Annotated in this window: 22 protein-coding genes; 14 read left to right on the top strand and 8 right to left on the bottom strand. The window is 62.4% G+C overall.

The window, feature by feature from the left end; genetic code table 11:
- A partial coding sequence (locus LI953_RS05020; RefSeq protein WP_227074937.1) for a hypothetical protein occupies positions 1-499 on the top strand: 499 nt, incomplete at its 5' end.
- 219 nt (positions 500-718) lie between these two features.
- Here LI953_RS05020 and arsB read toward each other — a convergent pair.
- The 6 genes from arsB to LI953_RS04990 all read right to left on the bottom strand — a co-directional run bounded on the left by arsB (position 719) and on the right by LI953_RS04990 (position 6,809).
- On the bottom strand, positions 719-1,813 hold the full coding sequence (gene arsB, locus LI953_RS05015; protein WP_227074936.1) for an ACR3 family arsenite efflux transporter: 1,095 nt from the start codon (positions 1,811-1,813) through the stop codon (positions 719-721).
- A gap of 10 nt (positions 1,814-1,823) precedes the next feature.
- On the bottom strand, positions 1,824-2,237 hold the full coding sequence (locus LI953_RS05010) for an arsenate reductase ArsC (protein WP_227074935.1): 414 nt from the start codon (positions 2,235-2,237) through the stop codon (positions 1,824-1,826).
- A gap of 32 nt (positions 2,238-2,269) precedes the next feature.
- Positions 2,270-2,791, bottom strand: coding sequence for an arsenate reductase ArsC (locus tag LI953_RS05005; protein ID WP_227074934.1), 522 nt, complete (start codon positions 2,789-2,791; stop codon positions 2,270-2,272).
- Positions 2,788-3,144 carry a helix-turn-helix transcriptional regulator gene (locus tag LI953_RS05000; protein WP_227074933.1) on the bottom strand — a complete coding sequence of 119 codons (357 nt, stop codon included), beginning with the start codon at positions 3,142-3,144 and terminating at the stop codon, positions 2,788-2,790. Before LI953_RS05000 ends, LI953_RS05005 begins: the two co-directional genes overlap by 4 nt.
- A 72-nt stretch (positions 3,145-3,216) precedes the next feature.
- Positions 3,217-4,839: an ABC-F family ATP-binding cassette domain-containing protein gene (locus LI953_RS04995; RefSeq protein WP_227074932.1), complete on the bottom strand. Its 1,623-nt coding sequence runs from the start codon at positions 4,837-4,839 to the stop codon at positions 3,217-3,219.
- 368 nt (positions 4,840-5,207) lie between these two features.
- On the bottom strand, positions 5,208-6,809 hold the full coding sequence (locus LI953_RS04990) for an ABC transporter substrate-binding protein (RefSeq protein WP_227074931.1): 1,602 nt from the start codon (positions 6,807-6,809) through the stop codon (positions 5,208-5,210).
- A 286-nt stretch (positions 6,810-7,095) separates the two neighbouring features.
- Here LI953_RS04990 and LI953_RS04985 point away from each other — a divergent pair, with 286 nt between their 5' ends.
- The 4 genes from LI953_RS04985 to LI953_RS04970 are packed head-to-tail and all read left to right on the top strand — an operon-like array spanning position 7,096 to position 12,131.
- Positions 7,096-7,440, top strand: coding sequence for a PqqD family protein (locus LI953_RS04985; protein WP_227074930.1), 345 nt, complete (start codon positions 7,096-7,098; stop codon positions 7,438-7,440).
- Positions 7,412-8,515: a hypothetical protein gene (locus LI953_RS04980; RefSeq protein ID WP_227074929.1), complete on the top strand. Its 1,104-nt coding sequence runs from the start codon at positions 7,412-7,414 to the stop codon at positions 8,513-8,515. Before LI953_RS04985 ends, LI953_RS04980 begins: the two co-directional genes overlap by 29 nt.
- A complete protein-coding gene (locus tag LI953_RS04975) occupies positions 8,515-9,942 on the top strand; it encodes an alanine racemase (RefSeq protein ID WP_227074928.1) in 1,428 nt (475 codons plus the stop codon). The genes LI953_RS04980 and LI953_RS04975 overlap by 1 nt, the downstream gene beginning before the upstream one ends.
- Complete coding sequence (locus LI953_RS04970) at positions 9,942-12,131, top strand: urea transporter (protein WP_227074927.1); 2,190 nt, start codon at positions 9,942-9,944, stop codon at positions 12,129-12,131. The genes LI953_RS04975 and LI953_RS04970 overlap by 1 nt, the downstream gene beginning before the upstream one ends.
- A gap of 6 nt (positions 12,132-12,137) precedes the next feature.
- Here the strand turns inward: LI953_RS04970 and LI953_RS04965 are convergent, their stop codons facing one another.
- Entirely contained in the window at positions 12,138-12,935 is a 798-nt protein-coding gene (locus LI953_RS04965; protein WP_227074926.1) for a dienelactone hydrolase family protein, read from the bottom strand.
- A 322-nt stretch (positions 12,936-13,257) separates the two neighbouring features.
- On the opposite strand from LI953_RS04965, the gene LI953_RS04960 reads away from it, so the two are divergent.
- Genes LI953_RS04960 through glcF form a run of 3 tightly spaced genes read left to right on the top strand, consistent with a single transcriptional unit; the run spans position 13,258 to position 17,148 of the window.
- On the top strand, positions 13,258-14,745 hold the full coding sequence (locus LI953_RS04960; RefSeq protein ID WP_227074943.1) for an FAD-linked oxidase C-terminal domain-containing protein: 1,488 nt from the start codon (positions 13,258-13,260) through the stop codon (positions 14,743-14,745).
- A 2-nt stretch (positions 14,746-14,747) separates the two neighbouring features.
- A complete protein-coding gene (gene glcE / locus LI953_RS04955; protein WP_227074925.1) occupies positions 14,748-15,881 on the top strand; it encodes a glycolate oxidase subunit GlcE in 1,134 nt (377 codons plus the stop codon).
- 4 nt (positions 15,882-15,885) lie between these two features.
- Positions 15,886-17,148, top strand: a complete 1,263-nt coding sequence (gene glcF / locus LI953_RS04950) for a glycolate oxidase subunit GlcF (protein ID WP_227074924.1) — start codon at positions 15,886-15,888, stop codon at positions 17,146-17,148.
- Between the two features lie 7 nt (positions 17,149-17,155).
- Here the strand turns inward: glcF and LI953_RS04945 are convergent, their stop codons facing one another.
- Entirely contained in the window at positions 17,156-17,662 is a 507-nt protein-coding gene (locus tag LI953_RS04945) for a MarR family winged helix-turn-helix transcriptional regulator (RefSeq protein WP_227074923.1), read from the bottom strand.
- A gap of 229 nt (positions 17,663-17,891) precedes the next feature.
- Here LI953_RS04945 and badH point away from each other — a divergent pair, with 229 nt between their 5' ends.
- Genes badH through LI953_RS04915 form a run of 6 tightly spaced genes read left to right on the top strand, consistent with a single transcriptional unit; the run spans position 17,892 to position 24,264 of the window.
- On the top strand, positions 17,892-18,659 hold the full coding sequence (gene badH, locus LI953_RS04940) for a 2-hydroxycyclohexanecarboxyl-CoA dehydrogenase (RefSeq protein WP_227074922.1): 768 nt from the start codon (positions 17,892-17,894) through the stop codon (positions 18,657-18,659).
- Between the two features lie 15 nt (positions 18,660-18,674).
- The gene (gene badI, locus LI953_RS04935) at positions 18,675-19,457 is read left to right on the top strand and encodes a 2-ketocyclohexanecarboxyl-CoA hydrolase (RefSeq protein WP_227074921.1); all 783 of its coding nucleotides are present in this window, start codon (positions 18,675-18,677) and stop codon (positions 19,455-19,457) included.
- An 8-nt stretch (positions 19,458-19,465) separates the two neighbouring features.
- On the top strand, positions 19,466-20,617 hold the full coding sequence (gene aliB / locus LI953_RS04930) for a cyclohexanecarboxyl-CoA dehydrogenase (protein WP_227074920.1): 1,152 nt from the start codon (positions 19,466-19,468) through the stop codon (positions 20,615-20,617).
- A gap of 42 nt (positions 20,618-20,659) precedes the next feature.
- A complete protein-coding gene (gene aliA / locus LI953_RS04925) occupies positions 20,660-22,321 on the top strand; it encodes a cyclohexanecarboxylate-CoA ligase (protein ID WP_227074919.1) in 1,662 nt (553 codons plus the stop codon).
- Positions 22,311-23,084 carry an enoyl-CoA hydratase-related protein gene (locus LI953_RS04920; RefSeq protein ID WP_227074918.1) on the top strand — a complete coding sequence of 258 codons (774 nt, stop codon included), beginning with the start codon at positions 22,311-22,313 and terminating at the stop codon, positions 23,082-23,084. Before aliA ends, LI953_RS04920 begins: the two co-directional genes overlap by 11 nt.
- A 19-nt stretch (positions 23,085-23,103) precedes the next feature.
- Entirely contained in the window at positions 23,104-24,264 is a 1,161-nt protein-coding gene (locus tag LI953_RS04915) for an acyl-CoA dehydrogenase family protein (protein ID WP_227074917.1), read from the top strand.
- The last annotated feature ends 1 nt before the right edge of the window (position 24,265 follow it).

Genomic DNA, 24,265 nt, shown 5'->3' with positions numbered 1-24,265 from the left:
TCTGGTCTGTTGCCGGACGATCACCTCCGGGCGCCCGATAAGATTAAATAGAACCGATTCTGCCATTATTGCGCCGAGTGACGTGATAAAAACGCATATCACCCATTTTAACATGCGTTTTACGCATGCCTCTCTTGGCCAGAATACGTTCTTCCAAGTGTTGAGTGACAGCCTCGTTTACCATACATCGTCGTCTGTCGCAGGGCGCGATCGCCCTTTCGAACGAAGGACTTTTATCATGTCACGTTTCACGAAGTTTGTTTCTGTCGCCATTTTTGCCGCGTCTTTCGCGCCGCTGGCGGCTCAGGCCCGCGTTGGCGAACTCGCCGTCAATGCGCCTGTTCAGCAGCTGGCCCCTGACGCCGGTGCGCAGAATGCCCCGGTCCTGCACGGCCGCGCGGTCGAGAATGCCCCGGTTCCCGTCGGGTTCGACGTGGTTCCGGCGTCCAATCAGGGCGGCAATCCGGATAATCAGAACGCTTTTGTCGGCAAGCGCTGAGACGGGTTCAAAATCGGTGAGGGTCAGAAAATTGTCATTGCAGCCCTGTTAAATCGGCGCTGCTGTAGGAGCGAAGTCCTGACGTACAGATAGCGCTACAGGATTACTTGTCTTCCTGCTTTTGGACATTGATCTCCCTGACCTCGGCGGCGCAGTTTTGCGCCGCCTTTTTTTGGCAGTCTCGGCCTGTGTAAGAAAAGTCGCCGCGATAAAATAACTTTATACGCGCTTTTTCAGCGCTCCCGCGCGGCCGTCATCATACCAGCTCTTGGATGCGATCACGATCCTGACCACCAGCAGCATCACCGGCACCTCGATCAACACGCCGACTACCGTGGCCAGCGCCGCGCCGGAATTGAAACCGAACAGGCTGATCGCCGCCGCCACCGCCAACTCGAAGAAATTCGACGCGCCGATCAGCGCTGAGGGGCAGGCGATATTGTGCGCCTCGCCAACGGCGCGGTTGAGCCCATAGGCGAGGGCGGCATTGAAGAAGACCTGCACCAAAATCGGCACGGCCAGGAGCACGATAACCAGCGGCTGCGCGATGATGGCCGCCCCCTGGAAAGCGAATAGCAGCACCAGCGTAAGCAACAGGGCGAGGATCGACCAGGGCCCGATCTTGGCCATGGCCGCGTCGAAACCCGCCTGGCCGCGCTTGAGCAGAGCGCGCCGCCAGAATTGTGCGATGATCACCGGAATCACGATGTAGAGCACGACTGAGGTGAGCAGCGTTGCCCAGGGCACGGTGATGGATGACAGCCCCAGCAGCAGCCCCACGATGGGCGCGAAGGCGAAGACCATGATGGTATCGTTGAGCGCGACCTGAGACAGCGTGAACAGCGGATCGCCATTGGTAAGCCGGCTCCAGACGAACACCATAGCCGTGCACGGCGCCGCGGCGAGCAGAATCAGCCCGGCGATATAGCTGTCGATCTGCCCCGCCGGCAGGAGCGGGCGGAACAGATGCCCGATGAACAGCGAAGCCAGCAGCGCCATCGAGAACGGCTTCACCAGCCAGTTGACGAACAAGGTGACGCCGATGCCCCGCACATGTTGCCGCACCTCGTGCAGCGCGCCGAAATCGACCTTCACCAGCATCGGGATGATCATCACCCAGATCAGCAGCCCAACCGGCAGATTGACCTGCGCGATCTGCATGCGGCCGACCGCCTGAAACACCCCAGGCGCGGCCTGCCCCGCCAGTATGCCGGCGATGATGCAGAGAAACACCCAGAGGGTGAGGAAGCGTTCAAACACGCTCATCGGCGCGCCAGATGCCGCTTTGGCGGTAACGTTACATTGCACGGACATTGGGCAGGCCTTAAAGTTTGAGGGCGGCGCGTACGGCGGGCACCAGCCGGGCGCGGATGTCGTCACGCACGCGCAGAAAGCTCTCCAGCGGTTCGCCGTGCGGGTCGTGGAACGCCATATGCAAGCGCGGCACCGGACGCGGGAAAACCGGGCAGGTTTCCTTGGCGTTGTCGCACACGGTCACGACCAGATCGATCGGCTCGCCGAGCATCGTATCGATGTCCTTGGGGTATAGCCCTTCGGCTGGCAACCCAGCCTGTTTCAAGGCTTCAATCGCGCCCTCGGCCACTTTGGGCTGCGGGCGTGTTCCCGCCGAAAGTGCGCGCACCGCGCCATGCAGATCGTGGCGCAGAATCACCTCGGCCATCTGCGAGCGGCAGGAATTACCCGTGCAAAGAATGAGCACGGTCTTCGGTGTGGTCATGGTCTGTTATCCGCGTGGTGGAAAAGAGAGGGTCAACCGGGCGTCCCGGTTTGGTCTGGCGTCATTCGGCCAATGGCCGCGCTGCGCTGGGCGAGCGCGATGCGGTCCAAAGACTCGAAGGGCAAAACAACGAAAATCTTGATACGATTCTCCAGCATGCGCAGCGCGTCGCGATAGGCTTGCGCCTTTTCCATCGCGGAACCTTGCACGGCGGCGGGGTCGGGCTGCCCCCAATGCGCGGTAACCGGCTGCCCCGGCCAAGCCGGGCACGCTTCGCCCGCCGCTTGGTCGCAAAGCGTGAAGATGAAATCCATCTCCGGCGCGCCGGGTTTGGCAAACTCCTCCCAATTTTTGCTGCGCAGCCCCTCGGTCGGCAGACCAAGCGAGGCCAGCAGCGACAGGGCGCCGGGCTGTACGACGCCCTTCGGGTGGCTGCCCGCGCTGTACGCCCGGAACTTGCCCTGTCCCCAATGGTTCAGCAGCGCCTCGGCCATGATGCTGCGCGCCGAATTTCCCGTGCATAGAAACAGCACATTGAAAGGCCGCTTGGTCATGCCGGTGTCCCCATCGCGGGTTTGATGAGCTTGGCGCCATCGCAAAGGCTGGGGCCGCAGGCGGCGGTATCACCCTGGCAGCAATTTTCGGTGAGATAAGCCAACAAGGCATTCATGTTAGCGAATTCGGCCGAATAAATCAGCGACCGGCTTTCGCGCTGGAAGCTCACCAGCCCGGCATGGCGCAATTCCTTGAGGTGGAAAGACAGCGTGGCCGCAGGCAGGGCCAGACGCTCGCCCAATTGTCCGGCCGGCAATCCCGCCGGCCCGGCTTGCACAAGTAGGCGGAAAATATCCAGCCGGGTCTCCTGGGCCAAAGCGGCGAGAGCGGCGATGACGTCTGTTTTATCCATAATTCCATATTTATGGAAATATGATCTTTGGTCAAGTGGCCTCGTCACACTATGCTCACCCCGCACTCAGCCTCAGGCGTGCAGCCCCGGCGCCTCCTGCCCGGTGCGTGCCACGTATTCGATGTAACCTCCGTCATATTGATGGATACCCTCGGGCGTGAGCTCCAGCACGCGGTTGGACAGCGCCGCCAGGAAATGCCGGTCGTGAGACACGAACAGCATGGTGCCCTCGTAATTCGCGAGCGCCTTGATCAGCATCTCCTTGGTCCCGAGGTCCAGATGGTTGGTCGGCTCGTCCAGCACCAGGAAGTTCGGCGGGTCGAACAGCATCATCGCCATCACCAGCCGCGCCTTCTCGCCGCCCGAGAGCACGCGCACGCGCTTCTCCACCTCATCGCCCGAAAACCCGAACGCCCCGGCCAGGTTGCGCAGCACACCTTGCCCGGCATGGGGGAAAGCGGCGTCCAGCGCCTCGAACACGGTGGCGCTGCCATCGAGCAGGTCCATGGCGTGCTGGGCGAAGTAACCCAGCTTCACGCTGCCGCCCAAGGTCACGCTTCCCGCATCCGGCGCGGCGGTGCCGGTGACGAGTTTGAGCAGGGTGGATTTGCCCGCGCCATTGATGCCCAGCACGCAGCAGCGCTCCTTGCGGCGGATCAGCAGATCCAGCCCGTCATAGATCACCTTGCTGCCATAGGCTTTGCTCACGCCTCGCAGATTGGCGACGTCATCGCCCGAGCGCGGCGCGGGCTTGAACTCGAACTCGATGGTCTGGCGGCGCTTGGGCGGGTCCACCCGCTCGATCTTGTCCAGCTTCTTTACCCGGCTCTGCACTTGGGCGGCGTGGCTGGCGCGGGCCTTGAAGCGCTCGATGAAGGCGATCTCCTTGGCCAGCATCGCCTGCTGGCGCTCAAATTGCGCCTGCTGCTGTTTCTCGTTCAGCGCCGCCTGGGTGGCGTAGAATTCATAATTACCGGAGAAGCTGGTGAGGTTGCCGGCATCGATCTCGATGACCTTGTTGACCACACGGTTCATGAATTCGCGGTCATGCGAGGTCATCAGCAGCGCGCCGTCATACCCGGCCAGGAATTGCTCCAGCCAGATTAGGCTTTCCAGGTCGAGATGGTTGCTCGGCTCGTCGAGCAGCATCACATCCGGGCGCATGAGCAGGATGCGGGCCAGGGCCACGCGCATTTTCCAGCCGCCGGAAAGCAGGCCGACATCGCCATCCATCATCTCCTGCGAGAAGCCGAGCCCGTGCAGCACTTCGCGGGCCTTGGCCTCCAGCGCATAGCCGCCGAGTTCCTCGAAGCGCGTCTGCACCTCGCCGAAGCGCTCCAAAATCTTGTCCAGCTGGTCGAATTGTTCAGGGTCGGCCATGGCCGCTTCCAGCGTGGCCAGCTCGGCCGCCACCTCGCTCACCGGCCCGGCGCCGTCCATCACCTCGGCCACGGCGCTGCGCCCGGCCATTTCGCCGACATCCTGGCTGAATAGCCCGATGCTCACGCCCTTATCGACCAGGATCTGCCCCTCATCGGCCTGCTCCTGCCCTGTGATCAGCCGGAACAGGGTGGATTTGCCCGCCCCGTTGGGGCCGACCAGGCCGATCTTCTCGCCCTTTTGCAAAGCGGCCGAAGCCTCGATGAAAATCAGGCGTGAGCCGTTCTGCTTGCTAATATTATCCAGGCGAATCATTTGTCTCTCATGTCTGCGGGGCGTGCGGAAGGCTCATAAGCCCTCTGCCGCGGCGCGGCAAACATGGCGGCCCTGCCGCATGCATCATACTCACTCAGGTACAGGCGGCGTGCTTCTTCGTGGGCGTGATCAGGCCGTCATCGGTTGTCGCGATGGTGGGCACTGGCAATGCCTCGCCCGGTTGGTGCTGATCCAAACATTGCGAAGCGCGGGCTCGTCGGGCCGCTGCTGATGGCGTCGTAGAGCTATGGCCGAAGTTGATGTCCGATGCCGACATCTTCGCCGTGGCATGCAGATTTCTGTTTTGGGACATAAAAACATATCGGCCCAGCGCACTGGGCCGATATGTAAGTGGGCATGGCGATTTTTCAGGGGGTCATTTCCCAGAAGAACTGAACTGGTGTGGTCAGGCCAGACACACTCTTGTTGAACGCGATTGGTTCGAAGAACTGCCCAAGGATGCCCACGGTCGCATCATTCAACACGTCCTGCTGAACCAATCCGGCCTTCGCTTGCTGGTCAGCCAAGGTCGTCGCTTCGACAAATGCGGCACGATCAGCTTCAAGTTTCGGATCATTCGGCCAGCCAACCCAGCCGGTTTTCGGATCGCCTGAATACGCGATTGCCTGCGGCGTCGCGATATCATCCGCGATCCACCAAGTATCGAACACGTTCCAGCCGTTTTCTGCGCCCTGGTTGGTCCGGCGTTTCAGCATTTCCTCCCAGGTCATGTTCTCAACCTTGACGGTCATGCCGATATCTTTCAGCATTTTTACGGTGACATCTGTAAATGCGGCTAACACGGGTATGTCAACCGGATCGAGCACCACCACCGGCGTATCCTTATATCCGGCTTTTTCCAGTGCATAGCGAGCTGCCTGGGGATTGGCCATTTTCATGATCCAATTGCCCGCATCCGTGGCATATGGCGTGCCGCAGGGGAAGATGGAGTAACACGTCCGCCACCAGCGCGGATCGCTGCCAAAGGCCGCCTTCATATAGGCTGTCTGGTCGATAGCCTCGAGCACGGCGCGGCGGATGGCTGGATTATTGAAGGGAGGAATTGTTGTGTTGAAACGCATCATGCCGACCGACCCGGGTGGGGATGTCGGCTCGACCACGATATTCTGATCCGCCTCTAGCATAGGGACGACGCTCATCGGCGGAGATTCGTCGTATTGCACATATCCATTCATCAAGGCCTTGGCGGCTGCCTTTGGATCCGTGTAATGGATCAATTCGATTTTGTCGGCTTGCGCTATTTTCGCCCCGGCGGCCAATGAAGGCGCGCCCGATCGCGGCGTGTAATAGGGATTTTTAACGTAAACCGCCTTTTCGCCGGGCACCCAATCCTTCATGACAAACATATACGGACCGGAACCTGTGGGATCCTTGATCGAGACGTAAGGGCTTGTTTGAGCGATGCGGGCAGGCATCATAAACGGCACGTTCGATGACAACTTACCAAGCGAGTAGAGCACCATATCGTCCGGCGCCTTCAGTTGCATCACGATTGTCTTGTTATCGCTCGCCGTCAGGCTGGTGATATCGGAGAAGAGCTGTTGCCCCATGCCGTCGCGCTTGCCCCAGCGTTCAAGCGAGGCAACGCAATCCGCCGCGGTGACATCGGTGCCGTCGCTCCATTTCAGCCCGTCACGCAGCACGAACGTCCAGGTCTTCTGGTCGGGGGATACTGTCCAGCGATCAACCATCTGAGGTTGTGGTTGGAGGTTCTTGTCCAGGGCAAAAAGCGTGTCATAGACCAGATAGCCGTGGGTCCGGTCGATATAGGCCGTGGTCGCGATCGGGTCGAGCGTCTCAAGGCCCACATGGACGGAAACGCGCAACACCGATGGCGCGGGCTTTGGCTGCGGACCAGCATAAGCCGGCCCTGCCATAACGCCGCCAAGCATGACTGGAGCCAAGAGAGTTGCTGACAGAGCCAACTTCCTTAATTGTCGCAGCGACATGGCTAGAGCCTCCTATTTGCTTATCATGCCTTTTTAACGGGACTATTTCCGGCCCGTATAAATTGTTGTCTTGAATTTCAATTTACACAGAATTAAGCTTTGTCGGCATTGACGAAAATCAAGGTTTTTTCGCGCCAGCAAGGATACAAGAATATTAAACGTCGTAAATTTTTCTAAACGCCGGTGGAAGTTGGTGTTTGTGGGGAAGGGCGGCAGCTGCTCAAGCAATTGTGATTTATTCGCGGCGCCAGGGAATGGCAATGATGAGACGCGACGGGAGAGGCTTATGGATGTTCATCTCACCAATCACTTAGCTGAAGCCGCCAAAGCCGGGGCGCGTGAGAGGGTGTCTGAGAATAATGGAGCGATCATCTCAGGGCTGCGCTTTTATGGGGATGAGTTCGTCTTTGACACCGTCTCGGGCATGTTTTTCCGGTTGAGCGCGACGGCAAGTTTTATTCTCCGGTCGATTGTGGAGGGCGTGCAGCTTGCTGATCTGCCGGCAGCCATGGAGCGGCGATACGGTATAGACCGTGCGACCGCGGCCAGAGATGTCCAGCTTTTCTTGAACGAGTTGTCTGCACTCGAACCCTTGGGCCGTTTTGTTCATGACAAAGCAACTACCCATTAACACCATTTCAGTTGCTGTCACGGGGTTGCATCGGGGCGATAATCCACAACCTGGGGCGGCGGTGATCGCGAGTTTACGCAGGCGGTTTCCGGGCATCCGGATCGTCGGCTTGTCCTATGATCCGATGGAAAGCTCGATTTATTGCCGGGACAATAACCGCCTCGATGCGGTATATCTTCTGCCCTACCCGCGGACCGGTGCCAAGGCGCTAATGGAGAGACTCGAGGTTATTCTCGATAAAGAGAAAATTAGCGTGATCATTCCCTGCCTAGATTCGGAGGTTATGAATTTCATAGAACTTCAGGATAGTCTGGCGCGGCGTGGGATCAAGATGATGTTGCCGAGCAAGGCGGCCTTCTTGCGGCGAAGTAAAGAGGCGCTCTCGCTGCTTTGTCATCGTATTAACATTCCGGTTCCAGAAACGAGAGTGGCCCATGACGCGGCCGATTTGGCGCGCTTTGCCGAACAGATCGGCTACCCCGTCTATGTGAAGGGTAAGTATTACGAGGCTCATTTGGCGACGACGGAGGCAGAGCTATACGCCGCGTTCAAGGATCTCACCGATATGTGGGGGCTGCCTGTTCTGGTGCAGGAAATGGTTGTTGGAGAGGAATATGACGTTGTGGGCCTCGGCGATGGGCGGGGCGGCATCGTTGGCAGCTGTTCCATCAGAAAGATGTTGCGGACGTCGGCGGGCAAGGGCTTTGCCGGGGTGGTGGTTGCCGACCCCAGGATTGACCATTTAGTGCACAGGTTTATCCGCGCACTGCGCTGGGCGGGGCCATTCGAGCTCGAATTTATCAAGGCGCCAGCGAGGCCGCATTTGCTGTTTGAAATGAATCCTCGGTTTCCGGCCTGGGTCGATTTCCCGTCGCAGCTTGGCTGTAACCTGCCTGCTCGCCTGCTGGAGCTGTTGGTGGGGTTTGAAGAGACGGAACTCGCTCCGTGCGAGGCGGGACGCATGTTCATCAGGCACTCTGTCGATGTTCTTGGAGATATCACCGATTTGGCGGAGCTCGCCGCCAAGGGTGAACGCACGGGCGCGCCGCTGCTCAACTTGTCTGGGAGGTCATGATGGATCGCTCTTACGTTCCGCCTGTCATCAGTGGCGAACTTGGGCGTAACGCCCCGCGCGTGGCTGAAGACCGCAATTTTTATGCGCGCGGCCCACGGGCGCCGTCGTTGTTCCAGATTGACGGTCTTCCCGTCACCGGGCTCATCGAGGAATTCGGTTCGCCGCTTTTTGTCTTCTCGGAATATGATCTCCGGGCGAAGGCAAAGAGAATGCGCGAGGCGTTCAGAAGCCGCTATCAAAAAACCAGCTTTGCTTGGTCGATGAAGACTAATTATCTTGGAGCGATATGCAAAATTTTCAAAAGTGAAGGTTGGATCGCCGAGGTCGTTTCGCAATTTGAATACGAAAAGGCCAGAAAAATCGGTTTTGATGGCAGCGAGATCGTATTCAACGGCCCCTACAAGCCCCGCTCGGCCCTGAAGGCGGCTATCGACGATGGCGCGCTCATTCAAATCGATAATTGGGATGAGTTGAGCCTGGTTGAGGAATTGGCGTCAGAGCACGGCAAGGTCATCGAGGTTGGACTCCGGGTTTGGCTTGATCCTGGTATAAAGCCAGTATGGTCTAAATTTGGTTTCGCGTTGGAAAATGGAGAGGCGGAAAGGGCAGCTACCCGGATTATCGATAATCCGAAACTGCAATTGCATACCCTGCATTCCCACATCGGCACATATATATTGATGCCCGATGCTTACGCGGTGACGGCGAAAAAGCTGGTCCAGTTGCGTGAACAACTGCGGCGCAAACACCATCATTTGGTGCCTTATCTGAATCTGGGCGGCGGTTTCCCGTCGCAGAGTCTTCTGCATGGTTTCCTTGGCCCGGTAGAGCAGGTAGTCCCACCGATCGAAGCCTTCGCGACCGCGATCACGGAGGTGCTGCGGGAGTTACCTCCCGCAGAGCAGCCTATGTTGCGGCTTGAGTCGGGCCGCTACCTGGTGGATGAGGCAGGCTATTTGCTCAGCACGGTGATCGCCGTGAAGGGGGTGAATCGTCCGATGCTCACCGATGAGGGGCTTTCAGCACGCGCTTACAAGGAACGCATGATCCTCAACGAGGATTCGCGCATTGGCTATGTCATCGATGCGGGAATCAATCTTCTGTATACCAGCGCCTGGTATCAGTTCCAGATCTTGCCAGCGCGAGCGATCGACGCCCCTCCCGTGCCGTCGCGGATTTACGGCTCTCTGTGCATGGCCATCGATGTTATCAGAGATCATGTCGATCTGCCGCCACTGGAGACCGGTGACATTCTAACAATCCATCCGGTCGGTGCCTATAACATTACGCAGTGGATGCAGTTTATCCAATACCGGCCCGCAGTGGTGTTGATTGGCAGTGACGGCAAGGCGGATATTATCCGTGCGCGTGAGACGCTTGAGGATGTTTGCGGCCCGGAGCGGATGCCCGAGCATCTGACGAAATAATGCTGGAGCAAACGAATCTTGCGGCCCAGGCGGGAGAGCCGCGCTCTTCCCGCCAGGTGCGTCGCGCCGGTGATCTTCTGATGCTTCGCGTGGGCAGCGCGCTGGCGTCGGCCTTCTTGATCGGAGACGCGAAGCTCGGCCTCTTGCTGTGGGCGGCAGTTGCGGTCGGGCATCTCCGCGGGCTGATCTTTGGTCTGTTCGGGCTTTGGGTTGGGGATTTCATCGGCCGCGTCATCGGCGTGCAGGACAAGCCGGGAATAGGCGGTGGCGTTCGGGCCAATGCGATTTTGGCCGCCATCGCGGTGTCATGGCTCACCTACGGCTCTTACGTGTCAACCGAAACCGATATCGCCTTGACGACATTGGCAGCGAGTTCGGCGGCCGTGATTAGCGCGGCCTTGATGCGTGGCCTTGCCGGCATGATCCTGCCGCCGATGGTGCTTGGCTTCAGCATCGTCGCAGGCACACTCTTCACGCTTTTCCCGGTTTGGGTGGCGAATGCGTCAAGCCAGCTTCTCGTCTGGCCCGTTCCGGTCAATGCCTGGGCGGGAATGCAGATTTTTATACGTTCTCTTGGTTCGTTGGTATTTTCACCAACATTGCAGGTTGGCCTTCTCGTCTGTTTCGCGCTGCTGCTGTGGTCGCGTGCCATTTTTCTGGGCGGCCTTGTCGGCTGGCTGGCCGGGGCGCTCACCTCGATCGAACTGCAGGGCCTTTCCGTGCCATTTTACTGGCAGCCCGCCTCGTATAATTTCTTTATCGCGGGTATGGCGCTGGGGGCGGCATATTTTCTGCCCGGCTGGCGGAGTTTGATGTTGGCGGCGGTCGGCGGTGCCGGGGCGGCCGTGATTGCGGCGCTGGTGCAGCATGTGCAGCCAGCTTGGGCGTTTTTACCGCTATCGGCGATTGGCGTCGTCTGGATTTGCCTGTTGGCGTTCACCCTGACCGAGGGAAAGGCGCTCGTGAGGCGCAATGAACGTAACGACCTGCCTCCTGAGCAGGCTTGGGTATATGTGGTGGACCAAGCCCGCCGCTTCGGTAGCCGCGAGCCTCTGCTTGTTGTGCCCATGGCGGGTGACGTCAAGATCTCCCAGGGCTTTGACGGAAGGCTGAGCCATTCCGGCGCGTGGTGCCATGCGCTCGACTTCCAGCGCCCGGATGGCGAACCGATCTGGGAAGCGCCGGTCATCGCACCGGCGTCAGGTGTGGTGGAGCGCGTGCGCGCCGACGTCGCGGATAATCAGGTTGGCGTATGCAACTACGCGGAGAATTGGGGTAATTACGTGCTGCTGCGCATGGACCAGGGGGGCTGGGCGCTCCTCGCGCATCTTAAGCAGTCGAGTATCGCGGTCACGGCCGGCGCGCGTGTGGAACTTGGCGCTTATCTCGGCAAGGTGGGTAATTCGGGTCGTTCACCTGTTCCCCATCTGCATCTGCAAGTTCAGGAATCATCTTTCATCGGGGCGCCGACGATCCCATTCCGGATCGCCAATTATCAGACCCGCCCCGCCCAGCCAGGTGCGGGGCTACTCTGGCGCGAATCCGGTATCCCGCCCGAAGGGATCGTGATCGCCGCAGCTTGGGCAAACGCACCCACCCATGGCGTATTGACGAGTTTGGCGCCGGGGAGCGGCGTGTGGGGAGCCGAGGTTGTCGGCAAGGTGCCGGCGCGGTTTCGTCAGCCGCGTGGCCGCGCCAGGATTGAGAATATCACAACTCGTCTCGATGCCGCCGGGCAGCATGTCCTCACCTCGGCAGCAGGGGATGATTTGGTTCTGCACCTCGATCCTGATGCGTGGCGTATCCGTGAAGTTCACAGCCTGAGCGCGCCGCTGCTGAGATTGCTCACACTAGCGGTGCCATCCATTCCTTATGCCGCCAAGACCGGCATGGAGTGGTATGAACCGGCGCTTGCATGGGCGTGTGCCGCGGATTCCCTCACGCTTTCACTTTGGCCTTATCGGCGGCTGCCAGTGCCAGAGATGCGGTGCCTTTGCGTGGAAGCGCCGGCTACCGATCGTGACATGTTGACGGTGGAGACCGTTCCACTCAAGCCTGCATCGTCGCTGCCCATGAAGATAAACTGTAGCTTCCAGCGCCTGCGCGGTCCGGTAAAGATTGAGGCGGTCTTCGAGGATGGTAGCGTCACCTATACGCAACTATCCTTCCAACCCGGCTTGCCATTCTAGTGCCGTTCAGTCTTGGCGGATGTCAGGTGTAAGTTTGGCGTTGAAGAAGGCAAGCATTCTTGTCTCGCTATCCTGGGCCGCTTGCGGATCGTAGCCGACCCAGTGGCCCTGGTAGAGTTGTTTGGGGATGTCGATGTCGAATGAATGCACCGCATCGGGGTAGGTGATTTCCGACACATTCTCACCGGAGGCTTGGATTTTTGTACATTGGCTGGCCGAAACCCAATTATCGGCGCCGCCGTTGAAGATCAGCAGAGGTGAGGCGAGCGCGACTTCGCGCTGCTCCGGGAAGACGCCGCACCAGGGGTAATAGGCGACAACACCGCGAAACGTGCCGGGGGCGTCAAACGTCTTCAAATCATCGGCGGCGGCGGCCTCCATCGCCACGCTGCCGCCATTGCTCTGGCCCATCAAAAATATATCCTTCGGCTCGACGAAAGGCTGTGAGCGCAGAAACTTCATCGCATCGAAGGCATCATGGGCGCGATAGATAAGGGCTTGGCGTAACCGCGCGTTGCTGGCGCACATGTCGTCGCCCGAGAGATTGCGGGGGCCGAAGCTATCGACGCTGAGCACGACATAGCCATGCTCGCTCAGATATTCAGAGAGCAGGTCCAGCGAATACCGCACGGCGGGCTGCCAGCCGCCGCATCCATGCATCAGCACCACGGCGGGAAAGGGGCCATTGCCGAGCGGCTTGTTCAATACGCCGGTGAGGGTGATCTGGCGGGCGGTGAACGGATCTGAGGCGGGGAATCCGACCTGCTCCTGAGCCCGGGCAACTCCAACAAAAACAGTACACAAGCAGATAGCCGCAGCCATCGCCGCGGCAAGCGACCGGATGATTTTCATATTTGCTCCCAGAAAAGCCCCGCCGGCGACAAAAGATACCGGTAGAATAAGCTGGTATCGGCCAAAAGGCGTAGGTCAAATTAACGATTTTTTATTTTGTTTGCCAAAGCTGCCAGTTCACCGTTGAAAAAGGAGCCGTCCAGCAATCCGCCGCACAGGAAGCTGTGCTCCGGGGCCTTGCCCGTTATCCTGATATGGGCAGACGGCCCCGTCTGGCGGCATCGGCCAAGCCTGCTATTCTCGCGTTACCGAAGCCGCCCCGAGGTGCCGCATGATCCTGATGCCCGAACCCGATGCCACGGCGCTGGCCCGCCGGGCCGAGATTGTCTCCGCGCTGCGGCGCATTGTGCCCGGCGAGGGAGTGGTGGACAGCGAGACCGGCCTGCGCGCTTATGAGTGCGACGCGCTCACCGCCTATCGCCAGATGCCGATGGTGGCGGTGCTGCCCAGCACCACGGCGCAGGTGGCCGCGGTGCTCAGCTATTGCCACGAGAACAATATCAAGGTGGTGCCGCGCGGGGCGGGCACCTCGCTCTCGGGCGGGGCGCTGCCGCTGGCCGATGGCGTGTTGCTGGCCATGGGCAAGTTCAACCGCGTCGTCGAGATCGACGAGGCCAATCGCTGCGCCGTGGTGCAGCCGGGCGTGACCAACCTTGGCATCTCCCAGGCGGTGAAGCATCTCGGGCTATATTACGCGCCCGACCCGTCCTCGCAGATTGCCTGCACCATCGGCGGCAATGTGGCGGAAAATTCCGGCGGCGTGCATTGCCTGAAATATGGGCTGACCACCAACAACGTGCTGGGCGTGGAGATCGTCACGCTGGAAGGCGAGATCATCCGCCTCGGCGGCAAGCATTATGACGGGCCGGGCTACGACCTGCTCGGCGTGGTGGTCGGGTCCGAGGGGATGCTGGGCGTGGTGACGGAGGTGACCGTCCGGCTGCTGCCGATCCCGCCCATCGCCCGCGCGGTGATGATCGGCTTTCCCAGCGTGGAGGCCGCCGGCGACTGCGTGGCGGCGGTGATCGCGGCGGGCATCATTCCCGGCGGCATGGAGATCATGGACAAGCCCGCCATCGCCGCCGCCGAGGCGTTTGTGCAGGCGGGGTATCCGCTGGATGTGGAGGCGCTGCTGATCGTCGAACTCGACGGCAACGAGGCCGAGGTGGATCATCTCGCGGCGGCGGTCGAGCGCATCGCCCGCGCGCATGGGGCGGTCAGTGTGCGCACCAGCGCCAGCGAGGAGGAGCGGCTGCTGTTTTGGGCCGGGCGCAAGGCGGCGTTCCCCGCCGTGGGGCGGCTCTCGCCGGATTATCTGTGCATGGACGGCACCATCCCGCGTAAGCGCATTGGTGAGGTGCTCAACCGGATGAAGACGATGGAGAATGAATTTGGCCTCAGGGTTGCCAATGTCTTCCACGCTGGAGACGGCAATCTGCACCCGCTCATCATGTACGACGCCAATATTCCCGGTCAACTCCAGGCGGCCGAGGATTTCGGCGCGGCCATCTTGCGTCTGTGCGTGCAGATGGGCGGGGTGCTGACCGGCGAGCATGGCGTGGGCATCGAGAAGCGCGACCTGATGCCGGAGATGTTCACCCAGGCCGATATGGACCAGCAGCAGCGCCTGAAATGCGCCTTCGACGATGCCGGGCTGCTCAACCCCGGCAAGGTCTTCCCCATGCTGTGCCGCTGTGCGGAGTTGAACCGGACGCATGTGCATGGCGACGCGCTGCGCTTCCCTGAGATCGAGCGGTTTTGAGCATGAGCAGCGTCACCCCGGCGGATGCCGCCGAACTTGCCGAGATCGTCAGCCGCGCGGCGGCGGAAGGCGCGCCATTGGAGATCGTCGCCGGTGGCTCCAAGCGCGGCCTCGGGCGGTTTGCCCCGGTCGCGCGGCGACTCGACATCAGCCGCCTGAGCGGGGTTATCGATTACGATCCGGCGGAGCTGGTGCTCACCGCCCGCGCCGCCACGCCGCTGGCCGAGATCGCGGCGCTGCTGGCGGGGCAGCGGCAGATGCTGGCCTTCGAGCCGCCGGATTGGACGGCGCTGCTGGGCGGCACCGGCGCGCCAACGCTGGGCGGGGTGCTGGCGGTCAACCAGTCCGGCCCCAGGCGGCTGAAGGCGGGGGCGGCACGCGACCATCTGCTCGGCTTCGCGGCGGTGAACGGGCTGGGTCAGATCTGGAAGGCGGGGGCCAGGGTGGTGAAGAACGTCACTGGCTACGACATGGCGAAGCTGCAGGCGGGCGCCTTTGGCACGCTTTCGGTGCTGACCGAGGTGAGCGTGAAGGTGCTGCCCCGCCCGGAAACCGAGCTGACTCTGCTCTGGCCGGTGGCGGATGCCCGCGCGGCCGTGGCGCGCATGAGCGCGGCGCTGAACACGCCGCATGAGGTCAGCGGCGCGGCCTATCTACCGGCGCGGGGCGTGGTGGCGCTGCGGTTGGAAGGCCCGGCGCCCTCGGTGGCGCATCGCGCCGCCGCGCTGGGCGGAGAACGGCTGGACGAAGCCGCCAGCGCGGCGCTGTGGCACGATATCGGCGCGGTGCTGCCAGTGCTCGGCGCCCATGCCGAAATCTGGCGCCTCAACCCCGAACCCGCCGCCGCCCCGGCCGTGCTGGCGGCGCTGCACGCGCATTTCCCCGAGGGCGCCGCGTTTCTCGACTGGGGAGGGGGGTTGCTCTGGCTTGGCCTGCCGCGTGCCAACGGCGGGGCGGTACGCACTTGCCTGCGGGGCGGCCATGCCACGCTGTTTGCCGCGCCCGAGGATGTGCGGGCCAGCGCCGATGTGTTTGAGCCGCTGCCCCCGCCGCTCGCCGCCCTCACGCGCCGGGTGAAGCAGGGTTTCGACCCGCTCGGCATTCTCAACCCGCGCCGGATGTACCGGGAGTTTTAGGCCGATGCAGACATTCTTCTCCCCGGCTCAGCTGGCCGATCCCGCTCTCGCCGCCGCCGAGGGCATTCTGCGCAAATGCGTGCATTGCGGCTTCTGCACCGCCACCTGTCCGACCTATGTGCTGCTGGGCGACGAGTTGGACAGCCCGCGCGGGCGCATCTACCTGATCAAGGACATGCTGGAGAATGACCGCCCGGTGACGCCGGAGCTGGTGAAGCATGTCGATCGCTGCCTCTCCTGCCTGAGCTGCATGACCACCTGCCCGTCGGGGGTGGATTATATGCACCTCATCGACCATGCCCGCGCGCATATCGAGCATCGGTTCCGGCGCCCGCTGCGGGAGCGCCTGCTGCGCGCGGTGCTGAAAAAACTGCTGCCCGACCCGGTGCTGTTCAGGCGGGCGCTGGTATTGGCGCGGCTGGGGCGGCCATTCGCGCCGCTGCTGCCGCGGCAGATACGCGCCATGTTGGCGCTGGCGCCGAAAACGCTGCCCAAGGCGCGGGAATGGCCCAGACCACAGAGAGCTACGCGCCGTGTGGCGCTGCTGCCGGGCTGCACGCAAAAAGTGCTGGCCCCGCATATCAACGAAGCCACGGCCCGGCTGCTCGCCCGCCATGGCTGCGAGGTGGTGGTTTTGCCGGGCACGGGCTGCTGCGGCGCGCTGCGCCAGCATATGGGCGAGGATGACCACGCCGAAGCCAGGGCGAATGTGCGGGCCTGGCGGGCGGCGGTCGAGGCGGGGGAGGTGGAGGCCATCGTCATCAACGCCTCGGGCTGCGGCACCACGGTGAAGGATTACGGCTTCATGCTTCGCCACGACGCCGAGCTGGCGGCGACCGCCGCGAAAATCTCCGCGATTACCCGCGACATTACGGAGCTGATGACCGAGATTGGGTTGCAGACCCCGGCCGACCCGCCGGGCGGGCGTGTGGCGTATCATCCGGCCTGCTCGCTGCAACACGGGCAGAAGCTCCGCGAACCACCCAAGGCGCTGTTGCGCGCGGCGGGGTTCACGGTGCTGGAGATCCCCGAAGCGCATCTCTGCTGCGGCTCGGCGGGCACTTATAACATCCTGCAGCCCGAAATCGCCACGCAGCTGCGTGCGCGCAAGGTGGCGAATATCGAGGCCACATCGCCCGAGATCATCGCCGCGGGGAATATCGGCTGTATCGTGCAGATCGCCGCCGGCACCGGGCTGCCGGTGGTGCATACGGTGGAGTTGCTCGATTGGGCCACGGGCGGGCCGAAACCCGCCGCCTTGGGGTGAGTGCGCGTTATTCCTCGCCGTCGCCACCGCTCTGCGCGTCGATCTGCTGCATGTTGTTGAGCAGCTTCATCAGATAGTGCAGCGCATGGGTCATATCGGATAGGGAGAACTCGTGCAGCGCCTGCGCGTAATACGCCGCGATTTTTGGCTGCGCGCTGTTGACCCAGACTTCGCGCCCGGCCTCGGTCATCTGCACGATGCGTGAGCGGCGGTCGCGCGCGTCGGGCACTACGTGGATATGCCCGGCGGCTTCCATGCGCTTGAGCACGCCCGCGAGATTTTGGCGGCTGACCATGAGGTAGCGGGCCAGCTCGTTCACCGCCATGCCCGCCGCCGCCGAGGGGCGAGAGAGCGCGCCCATCACCGCCCATTGCTGCGTCGTCAGTCCCTCATCGGCGACCGCGCGTGTGCCGGTTTTGTGCAACATATTGGCGCATTGATAGAGCCGGAAGAAAATCCGGTTGGCCATTTCCAGCCGCGCCACGGCGGCCTGGGCATCGGGCAAAGACGGCATGGGACCCCGTGAATACAGACTTTGCTATACATGGCTGAGATTCTGCGCCAAGCAAAGCCTGATCTGTGGCCCAGTCGCGCGGGGGCGGGGCAAGGCGGTGGTGCGGCGCCGCAGCGTTGGCATGTGACGAAATAAGACAATACATTTACCAAATTTTACTTGCGCGCCCTCCGTGTGCCGGCTAAATAAACGACAATACATTGTCGTATTTTGCGCCAGCGGAGGAAGCATGACGAATTTTGCGGACAAGACCGTCATCGTGACGGGGGGCGGCGGCGGCATTGGCGGCGCCACCTGCAAGCTGTTTGCGGCGCGCGGCGCCAAGGTGGCGGTGTTCGACATGAATCTGGAGGCTGCGCAGAAGGTGGCGGCTGAGATCGCCGCGGCCGGGGGCACTGCCGCCGCGTTCAGCGCCGATATCACCGATCGCGCCGCCGTGGACGCCGGCGTGGCTGCGGCGGAGGCGCAGTTCGGGCCGGTCGGCGTGCTGGTGAACAATGCGGGCTGGGATGTGTTCAAGCCTTTCACCCAGACTATTCCCGCCGAGTGGGAGAAGCTGATCGCCATCAACCTGACCGGGGCGCTGCACATGCATCATGCAGTGTTGCCGGGCATGTCGGCGCGCAGATATGGGCGTATCGTCAACATCGCCTCCGACGCCGCGCGCGTCGGCTCCTCGGGCGAGGCTGTGTATGCCGCCTGCAAGGGCGGGCTGGTGGCGCTGACCAAGGCGCTGGCGCGCGAGCATGCCCGCTATGGCATCACGCTGAACGTGGTTTGCCCGGGCCCCACTGACACCGCGCTGCTGGCCGGCGTGGCCGAGGGTGCGGCCAACCCGGAGAAACTGATCGAGGCCTTCACCCGCGCCATTCCGCTCGGCCGCCTGGGCCAGCCGGATGATCTCGCCAAGGCCATCGTCTTTTTTGGCTCCGATGAGGCGGCCTTCATCACCGGCCAGGTGCTGAGCGTCTCCGGCGGCCTGACCATGAACGGTTAACGAGAGGGAAGCGCGATGAATTACGAGGATATTCTCTACGAGGTCCGCAACGGCGTGGCCTGGATCATCATCAACCGCCCGGAGAAGATGAACGCCTTCCGCGGCACCACTTGCGACGAGATCATCAAGGCGATGAACCGCGCGGGCTATGATAAATCGATTGGCGCCATCGTGCTCACCGGGGCTGGCGACAAGGCGTTTTGCACGGGTGGCGACCAGTCGGCGCATGATGGCAATTACGACGGGCGCGGCACGATCGGTCTGCCCATGGAGGAACTGCACACCGCCATCCGCGACGTGCCGAAGCCGGTGATCGCCCGCGTGCAGGGTTACGCCATTGGCGGCGGCAATGTGCTCGCCACCATCTGCGATCTGACGATTTGCTCGGAGAGGGCGATCTTTGGGCAGGTTGGGCCGAAGATGGGGTCGGTCGATCCGGGTTATGGCACCGCCTTTCTGGCTCGCGTGGTGGGCGAGAAGAAGGCGCGTGAGATCTGGTATATGAACCGCCGTTACTCGGGCAAGGAGGCGGAGGCGATGGGGCTGGCCAATCTTTGCGTGCCGCATGAGCAGCTCGACGCCGAGGTGCAGAAATGGGGCGAGGAGCTGTGCGAACGCTCGCCCACGGCGCTGGCCATCGCCAAGCGCAGCTTCAACATGGACACCGCGCATCAGGCCGGTATCGCCGGGCTGGGGATGTATGCGCTGAAGCTCTATTACGACACGGATGAATCGCGCGAGGGCGTGAATGCGCTGAAGGAGAAGCGCAAGCCCGAGTTCCGCAAATACGCAAAGTGAGCGGCGCGATGAACCCTTATATCACCGAGGAGCTTCAGGCGCTGGCCGAGCAGGCGCGGCGCTTCGCGCAGGACCGTGTGGCACCGGGTTTTCAGGAGCGTGACCAGACCCGCGTGCTGGACCGCGCGATCATGCGCGAGATGGGAGAGATGGGGTTTATCGCTCCCGAACTGCCAGAGGAATATGGTGGGCTGGGCATGAGCCGCATCGCGGCGGGCGTGATCCATGAGGAAATCGCGAGGGCTGATCTCAGCATTTCCTATATCAACCTGCTCGCCTCGCTGAATGGGCAGATCCTGGCTGAACATGGCGAGCCGGAAATCGTCGGCCCCTGGCTGCGCAAGCTGGTGGCGGGCGAGGCGCTGTTCGCCATCGCGCTGACCGAGCCGCGCGGCGGGTCGGATGCCGCTAATCTGCGCCTGCGCGTGGAGCGCGACGGCGATTTTTACGTGCTGAATGGCGAGAAGACCTCGATTTCGGCCGCTGACCAGGCCGATGCCGCCGTGGTTTTTGGCCGCACCGGCACGGTGGAGTCCGGCGCGCATGGCGTGACCGCGCTGCTGGTGCCGATGGATCTGCCGGGCATTACCCGCAACCGGTTCGACTGCCACGGCCAGCGCGCCATTGGCCGCGGCTCGATCTTCTTCGAGAATGTGCGCGTGCCGGTGAATCATCGCCTGGGGTCCGAGAACAAGGGCTTCGTGCAGGTGATGCAGGGCTTCGATTTCTCGCGCGCGCTGATCGGGTTGCAGGTGCTGGCGGTGGCCCGCGTGGCGCTGGAGGAGACATGGGAGTACGTCGCGCAGCGTGAGGCCTTTGGTAAACCTCTGGTATCATTCCAGGGTGTTTCCCACACGCTGGCGGATTTCGATACACAGGTTGAGGCCGCGCGCCTGCTCTGCCTGCAGACGCTGTGGCTGAAGGACAGCCATCTGCCGCACACCGCCGAGGCGGCGATGTGCAAATGGTGGGGGCCGAAACTGGCCTATGACGTCATCCACCAATGTCTGCTCTGCTTTGGCCATGGCGGTTATGACCGTGGGCTGATGGAGCAGCGTCTGCGCGACGTTCTGGGGTTCCAGATCGGCGACGGTACGGCGCAGATCATGAAGACGATCATCGCGCGCACCCGCGTCGGGCGTCAGGCCGTGCCGGCCTGAGCGAGTATAAAAACAAGAATGCCATGATGAGGAACATGATCCATGCAATTCGACGCCGTCTTGCTGCCGCCCCGGCGCGCGAAGATGCTCGCCCAGGGCCATTGGCGCGACCGCACGATTAACGACGCGTTGGAAGACTGCCTGCGCAACTGCCCGGATAAGCTGGCTCTCACGGCTTACCGGGTGGAGGCAGGCGATGTTCGCCGCTTCACCTATGCGGACATGGCGCGGATGGCGGATCGTATCGCCGTCGGGCTGACCCGTCTCGGCATTGGCCGTAACGATGTGGTGGCCTGCCAGCTTCCCAATTGGTGGCAAGTCACGCTCACCTATCTGGCCTGCTCGCGCATCGGCGCTGTGCTCAACCCGTTGATGCATATCTTCCGCGAGCACGAGTTGCGTTTCATGCTGGGCCACGCCGAGACCAAGCTGTTCATCGTGCCGAAACAGTTCCGCAATTTCGACTTCGAGGCGATGGCAAAGGGATTGCAGGCGGAATTGCCCGCGCTGCGCCACGTCGTGGTGGTGGATGGCGACGGGGCGGATAGTTTTGAGGCTCTGCTGAGCGGGCCGGAATGGGAGAGTGCGCCCGACGCGGCGGAGATTTTGCACGCCAACCGCCCCAATGGCGATGATATCACGCAGCTGCTCTATACCTCCGGCACCACGGGCCAGCCGAAAGGCGTGATGCACAGCGCCAATACGACGTTCTCGAACATCCTTCCCTATGCCGGGCGGCTGCATCTGAACGCGGATGACGTGGTGTTGATGGCCTCGCCGATGGCCCACCAGACCGGCTTCATGTACGGGCTGATGATGCCGATCATCCTGCGTGCCCGCGCGGTGCTGCAGGATATCTGGCAGGCGCCGAAGGCAGTGGAGATCATCCGCACCGAGCAGGCCAGCTTCACCATGGCGTCGACGCCATTCCTCACCGATCTCGCGCGCACGGTGGCCGAGGCCGGGGTTGGGCTGCCGTCGCTGCGCCTCTTCCTATGCGCCGGGGCGCCGATCCCCTCGCCGCTGGTGCAGCAGGCGCAGCAGACGCTGGGTGTGAAGATCATTTCCGCCTGGGGCATGACCGAAAATGGCGCGGTGACGCTGACCCGCCCCGAGGATGACGATGAGCGGGCGGTGAATACCGACGGTTTGCCGCTGCCGGGCGTCGAGGTGAAAGTGACGGATCTCGACGGCCACGCGTTGCCGCATGGCGAGCCGGGCCAGCTCTATGTGCGCTCCTGCTCAAATTTCGGCGGCTATCTGAAGCGACCGGAACTGAACGGCACGGACTGCGATGGTTGGTTCGACACGGGCGATGTCGCCCGCATGGATGAGCGCGGCTATATCCGCATCACCGGGCGCAGCAAGGATGTGATCATCCGTGGCGGCGAGAATATTCCGGTCGTGGAGATCGAGGCGATGCTCTACCAGCACCCCGCCATCGCGGCGGTGGCGGTGGTGGGCTACCCCGATGAGCGTATGGGCGAGCGCGCCTGCGCTGTCGTGGTGCCAAAGCAGGGTGAGAGCCTGACGCTGCCGGAACTGGTTGCTTTTCTCAAGGCGAAGCAGGTGGCGATGCAATATATCCCCGAACGGCTGGAAGTGCTGGAGGCGATGCCCGCGACGCCCTCGGGCAAGATCCAGAAATTCAAGCTGCGCGAGCGGTTGCGCACGCATCTGACGGGAGGCGCGCATGGCGGATGAGGTTTTAACCGAGCGCCATGGACGGGTTGGGCTGATCACGCTCAACCGCCCGGTGCAGATGAACGCGCTCAACGGCGCGCTGATGGATGCGCTGGGCGCGGCGCTACTGGCGTTCGACGCTGATGAGGGCATCGGCGTGATCGTGATCACCGGCAATGACAAAGCCTTCGCCGCGGGCGCCGATATCGCGGAGATGGCCGATTACACCTACAGCGATGTTTACGCGGAGCAGTTCATCACCCGCAACTGGGAGACCATAAGGCGCGTGCGCAAGCCGGTGCTGGCGGCGGTGGCCGGGGTCGCGCTGGGTGGCGGCTGCGAGCTGGCGCTGGCCTGCGATATCGTGCTCGCCGCTGAAAATGCCAGATTCTGCCTGCCCGAAATCAAACTCGCTTTGCTCCCCGGCGCGGGGGGCACGCAGCGCATCGCCCGCGCCATCGGCAAGGCCAAGGCGATGGATATGTGTCTCTCCGCGCGCATGCTGGACGCCGCGGAGGCCGAGCGCGCCGGTCTGGTCTCGCGCGTCGTCCCCACCGCCGAGCTGCGCGCCCAGGCGCTGGCGCTGGCGGGCAAGATCGCGGAATTCTCCGCCCCGGCGCTGATGGTGGTGAAGGAGGCGGTGAACCGCGCCTTCGAGACCAGCTTGAGCGAGGGCATCTTGTTTGAGCGGCGCGAACTCTATGCCCGCTTCGCGAGCGCCGATGCGCGCGAGGGGCTGCGCGCCTTCATCGAAAAGCGCGCCCCTCATTTCATCCACCGCTAACGTCCCCGGGAGCAAAACCATGGCCCTCGACAATGAATCCTTCGAGATCCTGCTGGCGACGATCCAGCGCTTCATCCGTGAGCGCTTGGTGCCCGCCGAAAACCATGTCGAGGACCATGACGAGGTTCCCGAAGAGATTGTCGCGGAGATGAAGGAGCTGGGGCTGTTCGGCCTCTCCATTCCTGAGGAATATGGCGGCATCGGCTTGTCGATGAGCCAGGAGGGGCGGGTGGCTTTCGAGCTTGGACGCACCGCGCTCGCCTTCCGCTCGGTGTTCGGCACCAATGTCGGCATTGGTTCGCAGGGCATTCTGATGGATGGCACCGAGGCGCAGAAACACGAGATCCTGCCCCGTGTCGCCTCGGGCGAGCTGATCATGTCCTTCGCGCTCACCGAGCCGGATGCCGGGTCCGACGCGGCATCGCTGAAAACCCGTGCCGAGCTGGATGGCGATCATTACGTGCTCAACGGCACCAAGCGCTACATCACCAACGCGCCGCGCGCGGGCGCGTTCACGTTGATGGCCCGAACGGGTGGGCCGGGGGCATCGGGTGTTTCCGCCTTCATCGTGCCAGCCGACACGCCGGGCCTGCGCCTGGGCAAGCCGGACAAGAAGATGGGGCAGCGCGGCACCAAGACCTGCGACGTGATCCTGGAGGATGTGCGCGTGCCCGCCGCCAACATCATCGGCGGCGTGCCAGGCCAGGGCTTCAAGACCGCGATGAAGGTGCTCGACCGCGGGCGCCTGCACATCTCCGCCGTGGCATGCGGCACGGCCCAGCGCATCATCGAGGAATCGGTAAATTACGCGCGCGAGCGCAAGCAGTTTGGCAAGGCCATTGGCGAGTTCCAGCTCATCCAGGCGATGCTCGCGGATTCCCAGGCCGAGCTGTTGGCCGGGTGGTCGCTGGTGCAGGATGTCACCCGCCGCTTCGACCTGAAGCCGGTGCATGAGAGCGACCCTGAGGTGAGCATGCGGGCCTCCTGCGCCAAGCTGTTTTGCACCGAGATGGTCGGCCGCGTCGCCGATCGCGGCGTGCAGATCCATGGCGGCGCTGGCTATATCAACGAATACAAGGTCGAGCGGTTCTACCGCGATGTCCGCCTGCTGCGCCTGTATGAGGGCACCACGCAGATCCAGCAGATCATCATCGGCCGCGAAATGCTGCGGTCGGCCTGAG

The sequence above is a fragment of the Acidocella sp. KAb 2-4 genome, from assembly GCF_020567705.1.
GTDB lineage: Bacteria > Pseudomonadota > Alphaproteobacteria > Acetobacterales > Acetobacteraceae > Acidocella.
The sequence above is the reverse complement of the archived record's forward strand: the minus strand, read 5'-3'. Positions and strand labels throughout refer to the sequence as shown.

What these genes read in the sequence shown, in the direction of transcription:
- arsB (WP_227074936.1), bottom strand. Translation starts at nt 1,813, where the DNA reads ATGTCCGTGCAATGTAACGTTACCGCCAAAGCGGCATCTGGCGCGCCG.
- LI953_RS05010 (WP_227074935.1), bottom strand. Translation starts at nt 2,237, where the DNA reads ATGACCACACCGAAGACCGTGCTCATTCTTTGCACGGGTAATTCCTGC.
- LI953_RS05005 (WP_227074934.1), bottom strand. Translation starts at nt 2,791, where the DNA reads ATGACCAAGCGGCCTTTCAATGTGCTGTTTCTATGCACGGGAAATTCG.
- LI953_RS05000 (WP_227074933.1), bottom strand. Translation starts at nt 3,144, where the DNA reads ATGGATAAAACAGACGTCATCGCCGCTCTCGCCGCTTTGGCCCAGGAG.
- LI953_RS04995 (WP_227074932.1), bottom strand. Translation starts at nt 4,839, where the DNA reads ATGATTCGCCTGGATAATATTAGCAAGCAGAACGGCTCACGCCTGATT.
- LI953_RS04990 (WP_227074931.1), bottom strand. Translation starts at nt 6,809, where the DNA reads ATGTCGCTGCGACAATTAAGGAAGTTGGCTCTGTCAGCAACTCTCTTG.
- LI953_RS04985 (WP_227074930.1), top strand. Translation starts at nt 7,096, where the DNA reads ATGGATGTTCATCTCACCAATCACTTAGCTGAAGCCGCCAAAGCCGGG.
- LI953_RS04975 (WP_227074928.1), top strand. Translation starts at nt 8,515, where the DNA reads ATGGATCGCTCTTACGTTCCGCCTGTCATCAGTGGCGAACTTGGGCGT.
- LI953_RS04970 (WP_227074927.1), top strand. Translation starts at nt 9,942, where the DNA reads ATGCTGGAGCAAACGAATCTTGCGGCCCAGGCGGGAGAGCCGCGCTCT.
- glcE (WP_227074925.1), top strand. Translation starts at nt 14,748, where the DNA reads ATGAGCAGCGTCACCCCGGCGGATGCCGCCGAACTTGCCGAGATCGTC.
- glcF (WP_227074924.1), top strand. Translation starts at nt 15,886, where the DNA reads ATGCAGACATTCTTCTCCCCGGCTCAGCTGGCCGATCCCGCTCTCGCC.
- LI953_RS04945 (WP_227074923.1), bottom strand. Translation starts at nt 17,662, where the DNA reads ATGCCGTCTTTGCCCGATGCCCAGGCCGCCGTGGCGCGGCTGGAAATG.
- badH (WP_227074922.1), top strand. Translation starts at nt 17,892, where the DNA reads ATGACGAATTTTGCGGACAAGACCGTCATCGTGACGGGGGGCGGCGGC.
- badI (WP_227074921.1), top strand. Translation starts at nt 18,675, where the DNA reads ATGAATTACGAGGATATTCTCTACGAGGTCCGCAACGGCGTGGCCTGG.
- aliB (WP_227074920.1), top strand. Translation starts at nt 19,466, where the DNA reads ATGAACCCTTATATCACCGAGGAGCTTCAGGCGCTGGCCGAGCAGGCG.
- aliA (WP_227074919.1), top strand. Translation starts at nt 20,660, where the DNA reads ATGCAATTCGACGCCGTCTTGCTGCCGCCCCGGCGCGCGAAGATGCTC.
- LI953_RS04920 (WP_227074918.1), top strand. Translation starts at nt 22,311, where the DNA reads ATGGCGGATGAGGTTTTAACCGAGCGCCATGGACGGGTTGGGCTGATC.
- LI953_RS04915 (WP_227074917.1), top strand. Translation starts at nt 23,104, where the DNA reads ATGGCCCTCGACAATGAATCCTTCGAGATCCTGCTGGCGACGATCCAG.